20 protein-coding genes are annotated in these 17,800 nt (G+C 44.4%); 9 read left to right on the top strand and 11 right to left on the bottom strand.

Features of this window, described 5'->3' with window-relative positions:
- Nucleotides 1-23 precede the first annotated feature (23 nt).
- The 3 genes from mtaB to GTQ38_RS06655 form a co-directional block, all read right to left on the bottom strand.
- Nucleotides 24-1,367: a tRNA (N(6)-L-threonylcarbamoyladenosine(37)-C(2))-methylthiotransferase MtaB gene (gene mtaB, locus GTQ38_RS06665; protein WP_161434688.1), complete on the bottom strand. Its 1,344-nt coding sequence runs from the start codon at nucleotides 1,365-1,367 to the stop codon at nucleotides 24-26.
- Between the two features lie 923 nt (nucleotides 1,368-2,290).
- Entirely contained in the window at nucleotides 2,291-3,463 is a 1,173-nt protein-coding gene (locus GTQ38_RS06660) for a GlmU family protein (protein ID WP_161434687.1), read from the bottom strand.
- Nucleotides 3,464-3,554: 91 nt separating this feature from the next.
- Entirely contained in the window at nucleotides 3,555-3,842 is a 288-nt protein-coding gene (locus GTQ38_RS06655) for a type B 50S ribosomal protein L31 (protein ID WP_161434686.1), read from the bottom strand.
- Nucleotides 3,843-4,008: 166 nt separating this feature from the next.
- On the opposite strand from GTQ38_RS06655, the gene GTQ38_RS06650 reads away from it, so the two are divergent.
- From GTQ38_RS06650 to GTQ38_RS06615, 8 genes are all read left to right on the top strand, one after another.
- Nucleotides 4,009-4,530, top strand: a complete 522-nt coding sequence (locus GTQ38_RS06650) for a DUF4199 domain-containing protein (protein ID WP_161434685.1) — start codon at nucleotides 4,009-4,011, stop codon at nucleotides 4,528-4,530.
- Nucleotides 4,531-4,576: 46 nt separating this feature from the next.
- Entirely contained in the window at nucleotides 4,577-5,551 is a 975-nt protein-coding gene (locus tag GTQ38_RS06645) for a glycosyltransferase family 2 protein (RefSeq protein WP_161434684.1), read from the top strand.
- Nucleotides 5,552-5,581: 30 nt separating this feature from the next.
- Nucleotides 5,582-7,291 carry a phospho-sugar mutase gene (locus tag GTQ38_RS06640; RefSeq protein WP_161434683.1) on the top strand — a complete coding sequence of 570 codons (1,710 nt, stop codon included), beginning with the start codon at nucleotides 5,582-5,584 and terminating at the stop codon, nucleotides 7,289-7,291.
- A complete protein-coding gene (locus tag GTQ38_RS06635; RefSeq protein WP_161434682.1) occupies nucleotides 7,291-9,117 on the top strand; it encodes an ABC transporter ATP-binding protein in 1,827 nt (608 codons plus the stop codon). The genes GTQ38_RS06640 and GTQ38_RS06635 overlap by 1 nt, the downstream gene beginning before the upstream one ends.
- Nucleotides 9,118-9,221: 104 nt before the next feature.
- A complete protein-coding gene (locus GTQ38_RS06630) occupies nucleotides 9,222-9,764 on the top strand; it encodes an RNA polymerase sigma factor (RefSeq protein WP_161434681.1) in 543 nt (180 codons plus the stop codon).
- A 33-nt stretch (nucleotides 9,765-9,797) separates the two neighbouring features.
- Nucleotides 9,798-10,334, top strand: a complete 537-nt coding sequence (locus GTQ38_RS06625; protein WP_161434680.1) for a hypothetical protein — start codon at nucleotides 9,798-9,800, stop codon at nucleotides 10,332-10,334.
- Nucleotides 10,327-10,779, top strand: coding sequence for a hypothetical protein (locus tag GTQ38_RS06620; RefSeq protein WP_161434679.1), 453 nt, complete (start codon nucleotides 10,327-10,329; stop codon nucleotides 10,777-10,779). The genes GTQ38_RS06625 and GTQ38_RS06620 overlap by 8 nt, the downstream gene beginning before the upstream one ends.
- Before the next feature lie 158 nt (nucleotides 10,780-10,937).
- A complete protein-coding gene (locus tag GTQ38_RS06615) occupies nucleotides 10,938-11,288 on the top strand; it encodes a DUF6515 family protein (protein ID WP_161434678.1) in 351 nt (116 codons plus the stop codon).
- 84 nt (nucleotides 11,289-11,372) lie between these two features.
- On the opposite strand, the gene GTQ38_RS06610 is transcribed toward GTQ38_RS06615, so the two are convergent.
- The 8 genes from GTQ38_RS06610 to GTQ38_RS06575 all read right to left on the bottom strand — a co-directional run bounded on the left by GTQ38_RS06610 (nucleotide 11,373) and on the right by GTQ38_RS06575 (nucleotide 16,439).
- Nucleotides 11,373-12,401, bottom strand: a complete 1,029-nt coding sequence (locus GTQ38_RS06610; RefSeq protein ID WP_161434677.1) for a WD40/YVTN/BNR-like repeat-containing protein — start codon at nucleotides 12,399-12,401, stop codon at nucleotides 11,373-11,375.
- A 116-nt stretch (nucleotides 12,402-12,517) separates the two neighbouring features.
- Entirely contained in the window at nucleotides 12,518-13,180 is a 663-nt protein-coding gene (locus GTQ38_RS06605) for an SCO family protein (protein WP_161434676.1), read from the bottom strand.
- On the bottom strand, nucleotides 13,161-13,796 hold the full coding sequence (locus tag GTQ38_RS06600) for a toxin-antitoxin system YwqK family antitoxin (protein WP_161434675.1): 636 nt from the start codon (nucleotides 13,794-13,796) through the stop codon (nucleotides 13,161-13,163). The genes GTQ38_RS06605 and GTQ38_RS06600 overlap by 20 nt, the downstream gene beginning before the upstream one ends.
- Complete coding sequence (locus tag GTQ38_RS06595; RefSeq protein ID WP_161434674.1) at nucleotides 13,747-14,523, bottom strand: YHYH protein; 777 nt, start codon at nucleotides 14,521-14,523, stop codon at nucleotides 13,747-13,749. The genes GTQ38_RS06600 and GTQ38_RS06595 overlap by 50 nt, the downstream gene beginning before the upstream one ends.
- A gap of 41 nt (nucleotides 14,524-14,564) precedes the next feature.
- Entirely contained in the window at nucleotides 14,565-14,861 is a 297-nt protein-coding gene (locus tag GTQ38_RS06590; protein WP_161434673.1) for an EF-hand domain-containing protein, read from the bottom strand.
- 120 nt (nucleotides 14,862-14,981) lie between these two features.
- The gene (locus GTQ38_RS06585; RefSeq protein ID WP_161434672.1) at nucleotides 14,982-15,485 is read right to left on the bottom strand and encodes a Spy/CpxP family protein refolding chaperone; all 504 of its coding nucleotides are present in this window, start codon (nucleotides 15,483-15,485) and stop codon (nucleotides 14,982-14,984) included.
- A gap of 1 nt (nucleotide 15,486) precedes the next feature.
- Nucleotides 15,487-15,810 carry a hypothetical protein gene (locus GTQ38_RS06580; RefSeq protein ID WP_161434671.1) on the bottom strand — a complete coding sequence of 108 codons (324 nt, stop codon included), beginning with the start codon at nucleotides 15,808-15,810 and terminating at the stop codon, nucleotides 15,487-15,489.
- Nucleotides 15,811-15,857: 47 nt separating this feature from the next.
- Nucleotides 15,858-16,439 (bottom strand): RNA polymerase sigma factor, encoded by a 582-nt coding sequence (locus GTQ38_RS06575; RefSeq protein WP_161434670.1) that lies wholly within the window; start codon nucleotides 16,437-16,439, stop codon nucleotides 15,858-15,860.
- 73 nt (nucleotides 16,440-16,512) lie between these two features.
- Between GTQ38_RS06575 and GTQ38_RS06570 the strand changes: the two genes are divergently transcribed.
- The gene (locus GTQ38_RS06570; RefSeq protein WP_161434669.1) at nucleotides 16,513-17,724 is read left to right on the top strand and encodes an RsmB/NOP family class I SAM-dependent RNA methyltransferase; all 1,212 of its coding nucleotides are present in this window, start codon (nucleotides 16,513-16,515) and stop codon (nucleotides 17,722-17,724) included.
- Nucleotides 17,725-17,800: the final 76 nt, after the last annotated feature.

Raw genomic sequence — 17,800 nt, 5'->3', positions numbered from 1 at the left:
CTGACGTAGCGTCAGGATTTTTTTTATACAGCTACTTCTTCCGGCGCAAAAACAAACCTCACCAGGCCATCTTCGTCAATTTCCGTAAGCCTGATCCGATGCAAAGTATTCACCAGAGTAGGATCCCATGGCGCTTTGACTTTTACGTAGTTTTCAGTAAAACCGTAGATGTAGCCTTCTTTATTCTCGCCCTCAAAAAGTACAGTCCTGGAACTGCCAAGCTGGCTTTCATAAAAGGCCCTGCGTTTTTTTGCAGAAAGCCCACGCAGCATTTTACTTCTTTTATGTCGAATTTCCCTGGGAACCGATCCGCTCATTTCTGCGGCCAGGGTATTGTCCCTTTCCGAATAGGTGAAAACGTGCAGGTAGGAAATGTCTAGTTCATTTAGAAAGTGATAGGTTTCCAGGAATTGCTCCTCCGTTTCGCCCGGAAAGCCCACTATGACATCCACGCCTATACAGGCATGTGGCATTAACTGTTTGATTTGTGCTACGCGGTCTACGTAAAGATCACTCAGATACCGCCTACGCATCTGTTTCAATACCTCATCACTTCCGCTCTGCAGAGGAATGTGGAAATGCGGGACAAAACTGCGACTTTCGGATACAAAGGCTATCGTTTCGTTTTTCAATAAATTCGGCTCAATAGATGAAATTCTCAACCTTTCTACCCCATCTACCTGATCCAGTGCTTTTACAAGATCCAGGAAAGTATGTTCGTGCTTTTTGTTCCCGAATTCTCCTTTTCCGTAGTCCCCTATATTGACTCCGGTAAGTACGATCTCTTTAATATCCTGGGCCGCGATTTCCCGTGCGTTGTTAATCACATTTTCCAGGGTATCACTTCGTGAAATTCCACGTGCCAAAGGAATGGTGCAATAGGTACACTTATAATCGCATCCGTCCTGAACTTTCAAAAATGCCCTGGTCCGGTCACCGATCGCATAGCTTCCGACATAGAAATCCGCGTCGGCTATCTCACAGGAATGGATCTGGCCATGTCCCTGATTGCGGTCCGGCGAATTCAGCAGTTCATTGACATAGGAAGTGATCTTGAATTTCTCCGTTGCCCCCAGCACCAGGTCAACCCCGTCTACCGCGGCCAATTCTTCCGGTTTCAATTGGGCGTAACATCCTATGGCTGCAACAAAAGCTTCCGGGTTTAGTTTTAACGCCTGTCGGACCACCGTCTTAAATCGCTTGTCTGCATTCTCTGTAACGGAGCAGGTATTGATAACATAGATATCCGCAGGTTCCGAAAACTCCACGCGCTGAAATCCTTCAGAAACAAAACCTCTCGCAATGGTCGAGGTTTCCGAAAAGTTCAATTTGCAACCTAAGGTGTGGAATGCTACTTTATTTGGCATCTATCAAACGCTATTGAGGCTGCAAAGATAGTGTTTTGGGGGGAATCAGTAGTCAGTAAACAGTGAACAGTAAACAGTGGGCTGTGGGCAGTGGGCAGTAAACAGTAATCAGTGAACAGTAAACAGTAAGCAGAAGTCTGTCCCTCACTAAAATGTCCAAAGATCCAACCGTCTAACAGTCCAACGATCCAAATGTCTAACAGTCTAACCATCCAACCATCTAAACCTCCAACCATCCAACAATCCAACCATCCAACAATCCAACCATCCAACAATCCAACCATCCAACAATCCAACCGTCCAACAGTCTAAACATCTAGTCATCCAACCGTCTATCCTTCTAACAATCCATACCTCCAAAGATCCGACTAGCCATTTTCAAATTTTCAAATCTTCAAATGGACAAATCATCATTCTGCTTTGAAATTGCAGTACCAGCGGCTAACTTAATTTTGGGGTGGGGTCTAGACCCCAGTTTTTAGGAGGTAGGTGGCGCTTCTCCTTCGCTAAAGCCGCAGAGGACGAGATCAGTGGGCAGTCCTCCTTCGCTGAAGCTTCGGAGGATGAATGCATTGAGCCATTATGTCAGGTCGAGCGTCCGCCCGGCCAAGGCGTTCGGACGGGCAGTCGAGACCTAATTTAGGATAGGCCATAAACTGTCCCAATAGCTATCGGGAGTAATCAGGTAACAGTAATTAGTAATAAGTAAACAGAAGTCAGACCCTCATTAAAATGTCTGACGATCCAAATGGCTAACTGTCTAAACATCTAACTATCCAACCGTCTAACAGTCCAACGATCCAAATGTCTATCAGTCTAACCATCTAAACCTCCAACCATCCAACAATCCAACACCTACAACCTAACCCTTAAACTTAAACTTGTACTTGTGCTTGCACTTAAACTTCAACTTGAACCTACCCCTAATAATTCCGCCACTTTTTGGTAAGCTCAAATACGTGGTTCAGGATATCGGCTTCGGTTTCGTCGAAAGTTACTCCTCGCCTGGCCATCATTACTTTGGCAGCCTCGAATGCTTTTCTGGGCAAATAAGTGCTAAAACCAGATGCTCCTCCCCAACTGAAACTGGGAATAAAATTCCTGGGAAAACCGGGGACGTAAATGTTGGAATTAACCCCTATGACCGTTCCTGTATTAAACATGGTATTGATCGCGGTTTTGCTGTGATCGCCCATCATAAGGCCACAAAACTGAAGGCCCGTATGATCAAAGGTTTCCGTGGCGTAATTCCAAAGCCTGACCTTAGCGTAATTATTCTTGAGGTTGGAGTTATTGGAATCCGCTCCTATATTACACCATTCCCCTAATACAGAATTCCCAAGGTAGCCGTCATGACCCTTGCTGGAATAACCGAAGATCACGGAATTGTTGATCTCTCCGCAAACCTTTCCATGTGGTCCCACAGTTGTTGGCCCGTAGATCTTGGCGCCCATTTTAACTATGGCATAATCGCAAAGGGCAAAGCCTCCCCGAATTAGATTTCCTTCCCAAATCTGGGCGTTTTTACCCAGATAAATTGGGCCTTTACTGGCATTGAGAATACTGTGTTCAACAGAGGCCCCTTCCTCCAGGAAGATCCGCTCAGGATGGATCAACTTATTGGTCTCAGATATCGGAGCACTTGTACGACCTTTAGTGATCAAATTGTAGTCGGCCTCCAAAGCCTCTCCATTCCTGGAGAAGATATCCCAGGTGTTCAGTACCTGGAAAGGCTCCCCGTCCAGGTCTATTCTTTCGAAAGATGCAGTATCGTGATCCCCCATAGTATCAACACAATATGCGATCAGATCATCTTCATAAAAAACAGCATCTCCGACACGGAGATTTGTCACCAAATCAATAAGTTCCTCATTTGGGAGCACAGAACCATTGATTAGTACATTAGCCTCTGCTACGGTCAAAGGATATTTTTTGGAAAGGTACTCCTGGGTTTTGGATGAAGTAGGCATTCCGAGCGTCCTTTCCCATTTTTCGCGGATGGTGAGAATTCCAATTCTGATGTCCGCTACAGGCCGGGTAAAAGTAAATGGTAAAAGGGAGTCTCGTTCTGGCCCGTCGAAGAGGATATAATTCATAACCCGAAGTTTGAAGGTAAAAATAAAAAAATAACGCCCCCGATGTGCTCCGGAGGCGTTTCTTTATATTTTCTTGAAAAGATTTCCCTGATTACTTTTCTTCTTTTTTAGAATCTGCAGCGGGTGCTTCTTTTTTGAATTTCTGGTACTTACTCTTGAACTTATCAATTCGTCCGGCGGTATCAACCAATTTGGCTTTTCCGGTATAATAAGGATGAGAAGTTCTGGAGATCTCCAATTTTACCAGTGGGTATTCCTGCCCGTCTACGGTAATGGTCTCTTTGGTTTGTGCAGTAGACTTGGTGATAAAAACATCGTCATTAGACATATCTTTAAATGCCACCAATCTGTAATTCTCTGGATGTATGCCTTTTCTCATCGTCTAAAAAGTTAATTCCGAATTTTTCCGGCTGCAAATTTAGGTCTTTTTCTAACAACCTACAATATTTCCTTTCAAAAAAGAATACTAAAAAATCGTAACTTGATAATGTAACAATTCCTGAGGAAGGATAACTAACCAATTAGCAACTTAAATCAAATAGAAAATGGAAAATCAACCTAAAACGGGTAAGTACGCCCTGAATTTCGGTTTATTACTGGGTGCAATCGGGATTGTATTCGGTTTGATTCTTTACAGCATGGACCTGCAATACGAGCAGGGATGGACCCTAGGCATAGTCAACTTCCTGATTATGGCCGCAGTTATCGTCTTCGGTATCCTTCAGTTCAAAAAAGCAAATGCGGGGTTCCTGACCCTGGTTCAGGCTTTGAAAGTAGGACTTGGGATTGCCGTGATCGCCGCTGTTGTAAGTATTATCTATCAGATGATCTTTATTAACGTAATAGAACCGGATTTTCTGGCGAACGTAATGGAGATCAGGAAGAATGAGATGATCGCTAAAAACCCGGGTATGACCCAGGAACAGGTAGATGGGGCAGTTGAAATGATGGAGAGGTTCAGCGGACCTACCGCAATTATCATCTTCTCACTTGTGGGGAGTTTGTTCTTCGGTTTTATCATCTCGCTCATAGGCGGACTGATCATGAAGAAGACCCCACAGCAATAGTAAAACCAAAAATTGGTACTTTTGAAGGGAAAACGCCTTCGTACCTATGAATATATCCATAGTTATTCCCCTCCTGAACGAGGAAGAATCACTTAAAGAGCTCCATGATTGGATTGCAGACGTTATGCAGTCCAATCGTTTTTTGTATGAGATCCTCTTTATTGACGATGGCAGTACTGACGATTCCTGGAAGGTGATCTCAGAGCTTTCCGTGCGTAACCCTAATGTGAAAGGTATACGTTTCCAAAGGAATTTTGGGAAGTCTCAGGCCCTGCACGCGGGGTTTAAAGCGGCCAAAGGCGAAGTGGTCATTACTATGGATGCCGATCTGCAGGACAATCCTGAAGAAATCCCTGAACTCTACCAACTGATCCGTGAAGATGGGTACGACCTGATCTCCGGATGGAAAAAAAAGCGCTATGATTCTATCCTGGCGAAAAATATCCCTTCCAAACTTTTCAATTGGGCTGCGCGTAAAACCTCTGGCGTAAAGCTTCACGATTTTAATTGTGGACTCAAGGCATTCAGGCAAAGGGTTGTAAAAACTATTGTGGTTTCCGGAGAAATGCATCGTTATATTCCTGTATTGGCCAAAAGTGCTGGTTTCAATAAGATCGGGGAGAAAGTGGTTCAGCATCAGGCCAGAAAATACGGGAAGACCAAATTTGGGATGGATCGCTTTATAAAAGGTTTTTTAGACCTCATTACCATTTGGTTTGTTTCTAAATTCGGGAAACAGCCTATGCACTTATTCGGTGCCCTGGGGGTTCTCATGTTTGTGATCGGATCCGGTTTTGCACTTTATCTTGGTATTGATAAACTCTTTATTAACCCCACAGGAAGGTTACTGACAGACCGCCCGCAGTTCTTCATCGCGCTGACCGCCATGATCATCGGTACACAGCTGTTTCTGGCTGGTTTCCTGGGCGAGATCATGGTGCGCTCTCGTAAAAGTGAATCCCGTTATACCATATCCGAAGAAATCAATCTTTCCCAGGCTGAAAACCAATATTCTTCGTAATTTTGATCCGTTTTAAATCACAACCTTTCTATGCGCGATATTATCACCACCGCCAAAGGCTGGCTGACCGATACTTTTGACAGCAATGCCCAAGAAGTTGTACAACGACTTATAGATAATGACCCTGAAGAATTAAAGGAACGCTTCTATAAGGACCTGGAATTCGGTACCGGAGGAATGCGCGGAATAATGGGAATTGGCACGAACCGAATCAATAAATATACCCTTGGAAAAAGTACTCAGGGATTGAGTAATTATCTCAAAAAAGTATACCCTGATGAGCGTCTTAAAGTGGTTATTGCCTACGATTGCAGACACAATAGTGATACCCTGGCGCAAACTGTGGCAGAGGTATTCTCTGCAAATGGCATTAAGGTGTATTTGTTTTCAGAACTGCGAACTACACCTGAATTATCTTTCGCAGTCCGACATTTAAAATGCCATGCCGGCGTGGTGCTTACGGCCTCACACAACCCGCCTGAATACAACGGATACAAGGTTTATTGGACTGATGGAGGGCAAATTGTTCCACCACAGGATGCCGAGATCATTGGGGCTATCAATACAGTTTCTTTCGACGATATCAAATTCACCCCCGAGAATAGCCTTATTCAAAAGATAGATCGGGATGTGGATGAGGCCTTTATTGAGGCCAGTGTACGAAACGGAAATTTTGATGCCGACGGAAAATCCAATTTTAAAATCGTATTTACCTCTCTTCACGGAACTTCCATTACAGCGATCCCTGAAGTTCTAAAGCGGGCAGGTTACGAAAATGTGACCATAATTGAGGAACAAGCCACCCCGGATGGTAGCTTTCCTACGGTAGATTCCCCGAATCCGGAGGAACCGGAAGCACTGGAAATCGCGCTGAAAAAAGCCGAGGAGATCGGTGCGGATATGGTTGTTGGGACTGATCCGGATAGCGATCGTCTTGGCATAGCGGTCCGCAACCTGGAAGGTGACATGGAATTGCTCAACGGCAACCAAACCATGCTGCTGATGACCAAGTACCTCCTAGATCAGCGCAAAAAAACAGGGTTAAAAGGAGATGAGTTCATCGCCACTACGATTGTATCCACCCCTATGCTTGAGGGACTTGCCGAGGCCTATGGAGTGGGATTCAAGACAGCCCTGACCGGTTTCAAATGGATTGCCAAGATGATTGAGGATTATCCGGAGGAGGATTTCGTAGGAGGAGGCGAAGAAAGTTTTGGTTTCATGGTGGGCGATTTTGTCCGGGATAAAGATGCCGTAACCTCTACCCTACTGGCTTGTGAGATCGGCTCGGAAGCCAAGGCAAAAGGAAGTTCTTTCTACAAGGATCTTATCGATTGCTATGTGGACTATGGCTTTTACAAAGAGAAGCTGATCTCCCTGACCAAAAAAGGGATCAGCGGTGCAGAAGAGATCAAGCAGATGATGGTGGATTTTAAAGAAAATCCCATAGAAACACTGGATGGCTCTAAGGTTATACGAATTGACGATTACAACACTTCTACTTCTTCAGATTTGACCACAGGGGAAGTAGAAACTATTGATATTCCCAAATCCAATGTGCTGATCTACACCACGGAAGATGGTACGCGTATGGCTGCAAGACCCAGTGGCACTGAACCCAAGATTAAATTTTACTTCAGTGTGAATACCGATTTACAGAATGCGGATGATTTTAAAAAGGTTGGCCGGGAACTGGACGATAAAATTACCCGCATCATAGAAGAACTGAAACTGAGTTAATGGAGTATTTCAGAAAGATCCTTCGTTATGCCATACCTTACAGGAGGTATGGATTACTGAACATATTTTTCAACATACTTTACGCTTTATTTAGCGCCCTTTCATTTGCCGCTCTTATTCCCATGCTCAACGTCCTTTTTGATAAGGCCGAGCGATTGACATCAGCACCTGCCTACACCGGGATAGGGGATCTCAAGGATTACTTCATGGATTATATGAATTATCGCGTGACGCAATACTCCGGTGAGGACGAAATGAAGGGACTGGTTCTGGTAATAGGCCTTGTTCTAGTGCTATTCCTCCTGAAGAACATCTTCAATTACCTGGCGATGTATTTCATCACCTTTTTGAGAAACGGGGTATTACGCGACATCCGAAATGAGATGTACCAAAAGATCAACGCTTTACCGATCTCCTTTTATTCCGAAAAGCGGAAAGGTGATGTGATTGCCCGTATTACGTCGGACGTACTGGAAATCCAGCATTCGTTCCTCTCCATTTTAGAGCTCATAGTGCGCGAGCCACTGACCATTATTTTCACCATAATCGTGATGTTCCTGATCAGCGCCAAGCTAACGATCTTCGTCTTTATTTTTATCCCGCTGGCCGGGGCCATTATTTCGCGCATCGGCAAGTCGCTTAAGAGGAAGTCGGACAGGGTACAAAAAGAACAGGGAAAGTTTCTTTCAATTGTTGAGGAGACCCTTGGTGGCCTCAGGGTGATCAAGGCTTTTAACGCGGAATCCAGGTTCTATCAGACATTCAAGAATTCTACTGAACGCTTCTTCCATTTCTCGAACAAATTGCTGAACCGTCAGAACCTCGCTTCTCCAACCGGGGAGTTCCTGGGTATCCTGGTCATTGGGGTTTTACTTTGGTTTGGTGGTAAGATGGTCCTGGTAGATAAAACACTGGATGCCTCTTCCTTCATTGCCTATATGGGGCTGGCTTATAATATACTGACACCGGCCAAAGCACTGAGCAAGGCATCCTATGGGGTACGCAAAGGCAATGCCGCGGCAGAACGTGTGTTGGAGATCCTTGAGACCGAAAACCCCATTGTAGAAAAGGAAAATGCCATTGAAAAGGAAACCTTTGAAAGCGGTATTTCCATTAAGAACGTTTCCTTTAAGTACGATAATGAATACGTGCTCAAAGACTTCAGCCTGGAAGTCCCTAAAGGAAGCACAGTGGCCCTGGTAGGGAAATCCGGAAGCGGGAAAAGTACTATTGCCAATCTTATTACACGTTTTTACGATGTAAATGCAGGAGTCATTTCCATTGATGGCATCGATATAAAAGACCTTTCCAAAAAATCGCTTCGGGATCTGACAGGCCTGGTTACCCAGGACTCAATTTTGTTCAATGATTCCGTTCGAAATAATATAGCCCTTGGGAAGGAAGATGCTACGGAGGATGAGATCATTGCAGCGGCCAAGATCGCGAACGCCCATGAATTCATAGCAGATCTTGCTGAAGGCTATGACCATAATATAGGAGATGGTGGAACCAAATTAAGCGGGGGCCAGAAGCAGCGGCTGTCCATTGCCAGGGCGGTGCTGAAGAACCCTCCAATTATGGTTTTGGACGAGGCCACCTCAGCATTGGATACGGAAAGCGAGCGCCTGGTGCAGGATGCCCTGGAAAAGATGATGCGCAATCGCACTTCATTGGTGATTGCACACCGGCTGAGTACTATTCAAAATGCCGATATCATAGTGGTGCTCCAAAAAGGGAAAATTGTGGAGCAGGGAGGACATGCTGAGCTTATGGCACAAAAGGGGCCGTACAAAAAGCTGGTAGAAATGCAATCTTTGGCCTCCTAAACCCCTGTTTGTGAGACTTGCAGGTTAAACTTCAGGGTTAAAACGGGATAAGAATTAAACCTTTTCTACAAAAAAGGGTCTTATGTTAACCTAACAAGCTGATTTTGATCGCTGAAGAGACCTTAGTACAACAGTTAAAGCAAAAAGAGACCCAGGCGAGGGCTTTTGAAGTGCTCATAAATACCTATAAAGAGCGACTTTACTGGCATATTCGTAGAATAGTCCTGGATCACGATGATGCAGATGATGTATTGCAGAATACGTTTATTAAGGTTTTCAAAAGCATTGAGGGGTTTAAAGGTGAAAGTAAGTTATATTCGTGGATGTACCGTATCGGGACCAATGAGGCCCTCAGTTTCCTCAAGGCTAAATCGAGGAAATTAGGGGTTAGTAACGAAGAGTTACAACAACGAATGACTGAGAACCTGAAGGCTGATGTCTATTTTGAAGGGGACGACATCCAATTGAAATTGCAAAAAGCCATTGCCTCATTGCCTGAAAAACAGAAACTGGTGTTCAATATGAAGTATTTTGAGGAGATGAAGTACGAGGAAATCTCCGAAATTTTGGATACCTCGGTAGGTGGACTAAAGGCCTCTTACCATCTCGCGGTTAAAAAGATTGAGGGTTTTTTAAAGGAAGAGTAAACCTTTTAAGGTTTTGATAGTCAAACTTAAAGCATGGACAAGAAATACAAAAAGCAGCAATTTAAAACCCCGGACGGGTACTTTGAGGACTTCAACGCCCGCTTGATGAAGAAGATGGGGGCTGAAGGACCAAAACTTCCGGAAAAGGAGGGGTTTGCCGTGCCTGAAGGTTATTTTGACAAGCTGGATAAAAGTTTATTGGACAAACTGGAGGAGGAAAAGGATCCGAAAGTTATTAAGCTTAGGACTTACAGAAAGTACTACTTTGCAGCGGCTTCAGTCGCCGCAGCCCTGTTACTGTTTTTTGGGTTAACATGGAATTCCGGTGAAAGTCTGACCTTTGACGATTTGGCCGGGACGGAAATCGAGGCCTATTTTGAACAGACGGAGTTGGGATTGAATTCCTATGAACTCGCAGAAATGGTCTCGGTGGACGAATTGGAAATAGACGACTTTTTAGAATCTACCATAGACGAAGAAAACATAATCGAATATTTAGACGAGAACCTGCAAGATTTTGATGATTTGGATGGGGATTTTGGTGAACTAAATTTAGACAGCGATGAGTAAATACAGCAAAATAGGGGTATTGCTGTTGTTCTTATGTAGCGCAACAGTTTTTTACGGACAGAACAGGCCGGGAAAAGAACGGATTAAAACCCTAAAAGTAGCTTTTATAACAGAGCGCCTTGGACTCACTTCCCAGGAAGCACAAGTATTTTGGCCGCTTTACAATGAGCACGAAGAAAAAAAGGCTGCCTTAAACCAAAAGGAAAGAAGGGAGATCCGAAGCAAACTTGTAGATTTTGAAGGGCTGTCTGAAAATGAAGCCAATAAACTCTTAAGCCAACTCATTGCCCTGGAACAAGAAAAACACCGCCTGAATGTGGAATATTTGCGAAAAATCAGTGAGGCAGTCTCTCCCAAGAAGACTTTCCTGCTGATCAAGGCGGAAGAGGATTTTAACAGGCGCCTGCTAAAACGTATACAGGAACGAAGAATGAACAGAAATTAGATTTAAAAAAGGTTCGGATTAGTTAGTCTGCCTGGAATATCACCAGGCAGACTTTTTTTTGGGTAAAAACTACTCCAAATTCGACGAATTGCACAATTGGAGATTAAACCCTGAGGATTCCAGGAGGTCTAAGTAGTAAACCCATTAAAATAAATGTTATGAAAAGCTTGAAATTACTTTTGATAGGGATAATCCTTCTGGGAAGTTTGGGAGCTGTTTACGGACAGCGGACTGTTGTGAAGGTATATCCCAGATATGGAACCGTAGTCACTACTTTAAACAAACCCAAAGTCTATGTTCACGGTGGAGTAAGATTTCACCTGGCCGGAGGGGTTTGGTACAGGGCAAGAGGCAATAGGTTCGTAGTATGTGCAGCTCCGGCAGGTATTAAGATCCGTACTTTGCCAAGAGGTCATAGAGTGGTTTTCATAAAAGGTAAGAGATACTTCAAATATCGGGGAGTATTGTACGCCAAACGAGGAAGAAACTACCGAGTAGTATACGCATAATTCAGTTTAGTTGGTTTGGGTTGGCTGCCTCCCGGCAGCCTTAGTTGTAATGGGGGGAAGTGTACTTGTACTACTTCCTCCTTTCTATTTAAACCTTAATCGGGCGATACGGTTCTTGCCGGCCGCATATGCGATAGAATCATTCAGGAAACGAAGGGTGTAAAAAGGTTCATCGGATAGTTCCTCCCAGCTTTTACCCTGGTCAGTGGAATAGGCTATGCCAGTAAAGCCCAAGGCAACCAGGTCTTCCCCTCCCCCTCCCGGAATGAATTGCACACAGCTCTTATATCCCGGAGGTAGCCCTTCCGCAAGCAATTCCCAACTTTTACCCCCATCTAAGGTAATGGCCTTATTGGCGGTATTCCGATCGGGTTTGGTGTAATCTCCGCCAAAAGCCACCCCAAGTTTATTATCCCAGAAAGACAGACTATAAATGCCATGGGTTGCTTCTACCCCATTTACAGGAGTTTGAAATACTTCCCAGCTTTTGCCTCTGTCATCAGAATACAGCACCCTTCCTTTGGAGGTGGCCACCCAGGTCTTATCCCCAATGACGGCAATATTGCTGTTACTAGCGGCAAAGGCTCCTTCCTCGGGTAGGGCTTTTGGTAATTTTGAACAATCCAACTTTTCCCATTGAGTTCCGCCGTCCCTGGTAATCAAAATGGAAAGGCAACCGTTCATAGCATCCCCAACCGCGATCCCCTCCTTATTATCCCAAAAAGTCATGGCGTCGTAGAAAACCTTCGGATCCTCTTCTTTATAAACCAATTCCATTCGCCCTTCATTACCCGTCTTATACAACAAGGCTGGACTGGCTATGGATAGCATAAAAAAGTCCGTATCCGTATGAGCTACAGCTCTGAAGTGCGGTAGTATGGAATCGTAGCGCTGAACACTGGTCCTTACTTTATGTGTTTGAAGGTCTACCGAGCCAAAGATCCCCTGGTCAGCTGCAAAAGCCAGGCTTCCCGGCATAATTTCAATAGCGCGTATACTTACGGAATCTTCCCAGATAATATCGATCTCTAGCTCGGCGTACCGGTGACTTTGTCTTTTCCCGGAACAAGACAAAATCAACATGCAGATCGCCAGAATACAAAAATTTCGCATGCTCTAAAAGTACATAGAATAAGTTAAGACAGGAGAAGGGATTAAAAATCAAAAGGGAAGTAGTACAAGTACACTTCCCTTGACAAACAAACGCTAAAAACAATCCTCAACAAAAATCAGTTTTCCCGTTTAAGGGTTTCAATATCCGCCATCAACTGGCGGACGGAAGTTTTGTTCAATCCGTTGTAAATTCCTCTGATATGTCTGTTCTTATCCACCAGAACAAAATTCTCCGTATGCAAAAAATCGTTTGCTGTCTTCACTGCTCCAAGGTCTTCCTCGGCGAAGTAATAATTCCTTCCCAGGTCGTATATCTGCGTTCTGTCTCCCGTAGCCAAATGCCACTTGCCACTTTGTATACCTTTGGATTGAGCAAAACTTTTCAGGACAGGGACAGAATCTATTTCCGGAGTAACGGAATGTGAGAGTAACAGAACATCAGTGTCATTAATATAAGCTTCCTGCAGCAACGCCATATTTGCTGTCATCCTGGGGCAAATACCAGGACAGGTGGTAAATATGAAATCAGCTACATAGATCTTATCATTAAAGGTCTGTTGGGTTATTGTTTCACCATCCTGATTGACCAGATCAAATTCCGGGATACGGTGAAATTCCTTCAGTATTTCGCTCCCGGCTTCCAACCACCTGGGAGTAAACCGGGAGTCATTGTAGTATGGAAGCGAGGCTACCCTGCTTCCTTTTTTCGGCTTTTCCTCACATCTGGCAAGGAAAAGAAGCATTAATATCCCTAGTAAACTAACGCTGTACGATCTCATCTTTTAACTCGTAACACAATTTCGCTTTTCTCAGACCAAAAGTGCGCCCGTTCTTTGACTCGTAATTGACATATATCTTTCCATTCTTCAACCAGGCTTGCTGCATGCCTTCCTCCTTCCCCATACTAAAGTTGGTTTTACGGGAAATCTGTCCGTTGGGGTACCATCTCATCTGCTCCCCGTCTTTTGAGCCATTTTGGTAATTCAGGGCGGATGCGGGAGACCCGTCTGGCCACCAGGTATGGATCTCCCCATGCAACTTATTCGCTTTGTAAAAGGCCTTTTTCTTAAGTACCCCGTCCTGATACCACTTTGTGGCCTCTCCTTCTTTTTTACCATCGCGATACGTTGTTCGTTCAGCAGGACTCCCGTCCGGGTAGCATCTCATGGCGTATCCGTTAAAGGGCTCGTTGTTCCGGTACCACTTTCCCTCCATAGGCCGAAGCTCTAAATCTTCCTTTTTAACCTCTATCTCAGGAATTTCCACAACATTAGGTGCTACTTCAGATCGCTGTTTATTATGAGCACAGGCAGAAACTAATACCGCTATACCAAGAAGCGGTATTTTAATTGATTCTACTCGGAGTTCCCTGGTAATCACCTGCGAAAAGAACATAATATTGACTAAAGTATAATTCATTGATGATGTGATAATGATATTCCGGCTCTGTAGAATGTTGTGTGGTATGGGTATGGCCTCCGGAAGCATCAAGATCCGTTGGATAATCCCCGGTAGAGTTGCACTTCCTTCCGTATATAAAGAAGCCGTCAGCCAGGATACCTATAAGGCTATCATCGTCATCAGACCATGCTTTGGGTTCCAGGTGGTAGTGATACACCGAAGGACCGATATGTCCGCCGGTATAATCCAAACTCCCAATGGCACCACTTAGTGGTCCATTGCCTTCCTGATCGTTAAATATTGCAGCTCCGCTAATCGCGATCCCTATGCTGCCCAATTGGGTAGAAGTAGAACTGCTGGCAAGCTCCGGATTGGCGGAGACTGTCAACACAGCAGAACCATCAAAATTTGGAATGATCGAAGGTGTAAGGGCAACGTCGGGTTCGTCTTCGTATAGAGCATTTCCCTCACCCCAATATACCGTGGAATGATTGGGGAGTCCGTTGGTCTCAATAACCACATTGGAGCCATCCAAGTATATGTCTGTATTGTCTTCATCGAACTCCAGAAAAGCGGCGTGTAGTTCAGCGCTGGAATCACCGTCCTCATCCGCTGCATCTTCTCCATCCTCATTACCTATGATGTCTTCGGCTACCTCATCGCTATCTGAACTGCACGCCATAAAGGCTAATGCGGAAATACCAAGCATAATGCTTAGCATGGTCAAAGTTTTGATCGTTCTTTTCATCATCGATTATTTTGTTAATTATCCCTGTTTCTAGGCCTTCTTCCTTCCGGCTTAGGCGCTTTCTTCAATTCCTCCCGGGTAAGATACCCGTCTTCATCAGTGTCAAACTTGTCAAAATCCCGCTTCAAAGGGCCCTTTATCTCCGCTTTGGAGAGTTTGCCGTCTTCATTCTCATCCAGGTCTGCAAATAGCTGATCAAGCGATGGCCTTCTGTTATTTTGCCTCTCGCCTTCCGTAGACTGCGCATGCGCCATAGCAGTGGCCAGCATTAGGGCAACAATCGTGAAATACTTTAGCTTATTTCTTTTCATTCTGTATTGTTTTAAATGATTTCTTTAAACTTTAGATTAGTTTTCTCTGGAAATCTTGCGCCGGATCAAAAAAAAAAAACCTCAAATACTTGAGGTTTTAGTTTTGTAAAGCGTTAGAATTTACCTTGGTGGAGGTCCTTGCCGTCCTCCTGGTGGCGGCGGATGGTGGCGCCCTTCAGGTGGTGGTGGACCGCCTGGTCCGCGGCGCTGCATCACATTTCCTATCAACTTCTGAAATCGCTGTTTTTGTTCGCTATCGCATAAATCATAAATAGCCCTGAAATGATTAAAAACTTCGGTATCCCGGGCCTTTTCTAAATTCCCTATAAGGGTAGTAAGTGAATCGACAATAACTTGAGAAGTGTTTTCATCAGTTACGGAATTGAATAGGGCGTCTTTGAGCTCCCTGGTACGATGGTGAACAGGTCGCATACGTTCCCGAAATCTTTGCTCCAAAAGGTGATATTGTTCTGTTTGCTCGTCCGAAAAATTCAGCTGCCGTACCACAAATTCGTGAGGCGGCCCCTGTTTATTATCGGATTTGTTGAACAACAGGAATAACAATACCGCATTCATGGCAATCAGGAATACCAGTAATACAGTTAGTAGTAGATTTTTCTTCATGTCAATTCCAATCATAGTAATTTTCGTCCTCCCCTACCTCTATTCCGTAGGTCCAAGCAAAACTTTCAAGATTCTCACTGTAATTATTCTCAGAATATTTCAGTAATAGGTAGGCATTGACAATAATGATGCATATCAATGCGGCAAGCTGGTATTCCGGCCTGAACCACGCCAATACCAAAGTCTGAGTTTCTGGTTCCGCTTTTTCATTCAATCTCCTGAGTACCTTTTCTTTAAAAAAAGGAGATATCCTAACTTCTTTCATTTGAGAAGAGACGTCAAGGGTTTGATCTACCCTGGATTGAATTTTTTCCTTATCCTTCATAATTTGCTATTCATAATTTAAGATGCCATTAACAAAAAAAACTTGCGCTAAGCATCTTCGTTTTTGTAATAATTGTACAATATTTTCTGCAGGTTCTTCTTGGCCCTGAACATTATTGATTCCACGGATGAGATACTCTTTTTAGTGATTTCGGCCACCTCCTTATGGCTCATGCCATCAATCCTGTGCAGGGTGAAAACAACTTTTTGAGCTTCCGGTAGTTGGTCTATTGCCCGGAATAATAACTCAGTTCGTTCTTTATTTTCCAACTGTATTCCGGGATGATTAAATTCCGTAAAGTAGGAGCTTCTATCAACAGGGACTACATTTCCTGATAGGGATTGCATGAAACCAAATCGTTTTTTGGTATTTTTTTTACGGATAAACTCCAGGCTTTTATTTACAGCGATCCTATAGATCCAGGTGCCAAGCTTAGATCTACCATTAAATTTGCCTACTGAGTTAAAGACCTCAACGAATACCTCCTGACTGATGTCCTCGGCGTCCTCCCGGTTAGGAACGAAAGAAAGGCAGGTACTAAAGACTTTCTGCTGATACTCATCAAGCAATTGGCTGTAAGCCAGGCTGTCTCCGGTGCGCAAAGCTTCGATAAGATCCCGTTCTTTCAATGGATAGCTTTGGACAACAAATTACATATTTTAAGCGATTCCAAAACCGTACCTTTGCCCTTTAATTCTTTTGATGAGACTACACAAGAACCTGGTTTTTGCCACGATAAGTGCACTGGAAGACATATTCAACCAAGGGCAACTGGCGGATAAAACTGTTGAACGGGTTTTAAAACAAGACAAACGCTGGGGATCCCGGGATAGAGGGTTTATCGCTGAAACTACATACGATATCGTTCGATGGAAAAGGCTCTATGCTAAAATCGCCGGTGTACGGCCTCCCTATTCCAGAGAAGATCTTTTCCGGGTATTTGCAGTATGGGCGGTTCTCAGGGGAATTAGCTTGCCGGACTGGAAACAGTTTTCAGGCACCCCGGTGAGAAGGATAAAGGGAAAATTTGATGAACTTTCCAGGATTAGAAAATACCGGGAGTCCATTCCGGACTGGCTGGATAGCCTGGGCGCCAAAACACTGGGAGAAGAACTCTGGACGGCAGAAATAGCCGCTTTAAACCAACAAGCGGAGGTCATTCTAAGGGTAAATACCTTAAAAACCACAAGATCCGAGCTGCAGCAACTGCTGGCTGCGGACAAATTAGAGACAGAAACGATTAAAGGATATCCCAATGCCTTAAGGCTGAAAAAACGCGCTAATGTTTTTGCCTCCCCGACTTTTAAAGCCGGACTTTTTGAGGTACAGGACGCGGCCTCTCAACTTGTGGCTCCCTTTCTTCAGATAAGTCCGGGGGATTTTGTCATTGACGCCTGTGCGGGAGCCGGAGGCAAAAGCCTACACCTGGCAGCCTTGATGGAAAACAAAGGCCAACTCCTTGCGCTCGATATCTATCCTGGCAAATTAAAGGAGTTAAAACGCAGGGCGAGAAGGAATGGGGTACACAACACGGAAACAAGGCATATTGATTCCCAGAAGGTCATCAAAAAATTAACACAACGTGCAGACAAACTGCTGCTAGACGTTCCTTGTACCGGCACAGGGGTCCTAAGAAGAAATCCGGACGCCAAATGGAAACTACAACCTGAGTTTCTGGATAGGGTAATCCAAACCCAGAAGACCATATTACGGGATTACAGCAAGATGGTAAAAAAAGGGGGCACTATGGTATATGCTACTTGCTCCATCCTCCGGCAGGAGAATTCCGATCAGGTTCAGGAATTTCTTCAATCGGATGCCGGCGAGGAATTCAGCCTGGAAGAGGAACAGTCCATCTTCGCCTCAGAAGCCGGATTTGATGGTTTTTATATGGCGCGACTCAAGCGAAAGTAATCAACAACTTATTCTTGAAAACTGTTCCTGAGACAACTCCATCTTTAGTTAAAAAGCCGTAAATTTGGACTTTCTT

It is taken from the genome of Poritiphilus flavus (assembly GCF_009901585.1).
In the GTDB taxonomy this organism is placed as follows: Bacteria; Bacteroidota; Bacteroidia; order Flavobacteriales; family Flavobacteriaceae; genus Poritiphilus; species Poritiphilus flavus.
Note: the sequence above shows the minus strand (reverse complement) of the source record. Positions and strands in the feature narration are given on the sequence as shown.